This is a genomic window from Rhodoplanes roseus, from assembly GCF_003258865.1.
GTDB lineage: Bacteria > Pseudomonadota > Alphaproteobacteria > Rhizobiales > Xanthobacteraceae > Rhodoplanes > Rhodoplanes roseus.
The window spans coordinates 1-2,348 of the sequence record NZ_NPEX01000502.1; the positions used below are offsets into that span (position 1 = coordinate 1).

The window sequence follows — 2,348 nt, forward strand, 5'->3', positions numbered from 1 at the left end:
CCGCACCGGCTTGCTCGCGCGGCTCGCAGCCGCCGGCGTCGTGCCGGTCTCCTATGCCCACTGGAAGCACATCGAGGCCGCCGAGACGGCGGCAGCGCCGCCCGGCCGGCCGCGCCTCAAGCTCGCATCCACCTCCGCCATGATCGTCCACGTCCATCGCGCGGCCTGACCCATGACCATCGTGATTCTGTACGGAACCGAGACCGGAAACGCCGAGATGCTGGCCGAGGATCTGGCCGCCCGCCTGTCGCCGGACCACGCCGTGACCATGGTGAACATGGACGGGGCCGATCCGTCGGTGTTCGACGCCGACGCGCTGTTCCTGATCGTCACCTCGACCTATGGCGACGGCGAGCTCCCGGCCTCGGCCAAGCCTTTTCACGCGGCGCTCGTGGCGGCGCGGCCGTCGCTCGCCGGCAAGCGCTTCGCCGTGTTCGGGCTCGGCGACAGTCAGTATGCCGAGACCTTCAACTTCGGCGGCCGCACGTTTCAGGAGCTGCTGGAAAGCCTCGGCGCGCGCGCCGTCGCCCCCCGCGGCCTGCACGACGCCTCCGGCCCCGATCTCCCGGAGGACGTCGCGGGCCGCTGGCTCGACGGGGTTCTGGCCGCCGCCGAGACGGTGTGAAGAGCCCGCCATGACCACCCCCGACCCGAGCCGCCGGTCTGTCCTCGCCGGAGCGGCATCGGCCGTGCCGGCTCTCGTCCTTTCCTCCGCGCCCGCTGCGATCGCGTCGAGCGCCGCGGCGCCGCTCGACGTCGGCACCGCGACCGTCCCGCCGACCGGCACGCATGTCGTGCTGCTCGGGACGATGGGCGGTCCGGTGCTCGATCCGAGGCGGATGATGACCGGGCAGGCCGTCGTCGTCGATGGACGGCCCTACCTGGTCGACTGCGGCTACGGCACGATGGAGCGGATGACGCGCGCCGGTCTGGCGCCGGCCGGAATGAAGGCGATCTTCATCACCCATCACCACTCCGACCACAACGCCGACTATCCGGCGCTCGTCCACATGGCGTGGATCCAGGGCATCCCGCAGTCGATCGGCGTGTTCGGGCCGCCGCCGATGCTCCGCCTCCACGAGGCGGCGCTAGCCTTCAATCGCGAGGACACCGACATCCGGATCCGGGCGACGGGCCGCAAGCCGATCGAGGCGTCGTTCGCGGTGCGCGAGCTGACCGAGCCGGGCGAGATCCATCGCGACGACAAGGTGACCGTGACGGCGGCGCTGGTCGACCACCCGCCTTTCGCGAAGGCTTTCGCGTTTCGGTTCGACACTCCTGGGCGTTCGATCGTCGTCTCGGGCGACACCGCGCCGAGCGACGCTCTGGTCGCGCTCGCACGTGGCGCCGACGTGCTGGTGCACGAGGTGCTCCACATCCCGTCGATCGATCGCATGCTGGCGCAGCGGCCCTATGTTCCGCCGACGCTGCGCCAGTTTCTCCTGCAGGGACACACCACGCCCGAGGAATGCGGCCACATCGCCGCCCGGGCCGGGGTCAAGACGCTGGTGTTATCCCACATCGTGCCCGGCAACCTGACGGTCCCGCACGAGACTTGGCTGGCCGAGGCCAGAAAGCACTTCTCCGGCGAGGTCGTCGTCGGTACGGACCTGATGGTGATCTGAGCCGGGCAACCGCGCGAGCCTCGTGCATACCGCGCGGATGCCGTCGCGACCGCGGCAGAGGCTCCGGAGACATCGTCGCAATTTATGACCTGAAGACGGGAGAAGCAGGCCTGAAGCCCGGGCGCGTGAGGAACGGCGCCCGGGGGGACCGCGCCTCTCGATCATCGAATGGCGTGCTATCAGAGGCGTGACGCGAAAGCTGGTGTAGTTTCGATCACCAGGAAAGCAGGAGCTTCACCCACGGCGAGGCGGCCGAGGTCGTTGGTCTAGTCGACTGGAGCGCGCCGCGCCGCGGTGGAAACCGCTTCGAAGGAAAAAATGCGGCGGCTGAGGTCGAATCCGTGAAGGGCAAGATCAGGCCGCCCGTAACGCGCAAATCGGACGGCTGGCGGAGAGGGAGGGATTCGAACCCCCGATACGGTTGCCCGTATGCCGCATTTCGAGTGCGGTGCATTCAACCACTCTGCCACCTCTCCGCGGGGCCGAGTTCGGGCGTTGCCGCCCGGCCGGCGACTTCTACAGAACCGTCGCGCCCGACACAAGGCCGGCGTCGCAAGGGTGACCTGCCGGAAGGGGCGGCCCGGATCGTCGTTCCGCCGGCGCCGGGGTATCGGCCCCGGCCGGGGCGCCGGGGTTGCGCGGCCGGCGGCGGCCGGGCCGATCCGGCCGGTTTCCTTGACAGAACCGGGTCCGATCGCCATAAACCCGTCACGTGCCGCGGGC

The 2,348-nt window shown here is 69.9% G+C and carries 2 protein-coding genes and 1 tRNA gene; 2 read left to right on the forward strand and 1 reads right to left on the reverse strand.

Features of this window, described 5'->3' with window-relative positions; genetic code table 11:
• Positions 1–172 precede the first annotated feature (172 nt).
• Entirely contained in the window at positions 173–625 is a 453-nt protein-coding gene (locus CH341_RS30720) for a flavodoxin domain-containing protein (RefSeq protein ID WP_111423393.1), read from the forward strand.
• A 10-nt stretch (positions 626–635) separates the two neighbouring features.
• Entirely contained in the window at positions 636–1,625 is a 990-nt protein-coding gene (locus tag CH341_RS30725; protein WP_111423395.1) for an MBL fold metallo-hydrolase, read from the forward strand.
• Positions 1,626–2,011: 386 nt separating this feature from the next.
• On the opposite strand, the gene CH341_RS30730 is transcribed toward CH341_RS30725, so the two are convergent.
• Positions 2,012–2,101: transfer RNA gene (locus CH341_RS30730), tRNA-Ser, on the reverse strand.
• Between the last annotated feature and the right edge of the window lie 247 nt (positions 2,102–2,348).

What these genes read in the sequence shown, in the direction of transcription:
- CH341_RS30720 (WP_111423393.1), top strand. Translation starts at nt 173, where the DNA reads ATGACCATCGTGATTCTGTACGGAACCGAGACCGGAAACGCCGAGATG.
- CH341_RS30725 (WP_111423395.1), top strand. Translation starts at nt 636, where the DNA reads ATGACCACCCCCGACCCGAGCCGCCGGTCTGTCCTCGCCGGAGCGGCA.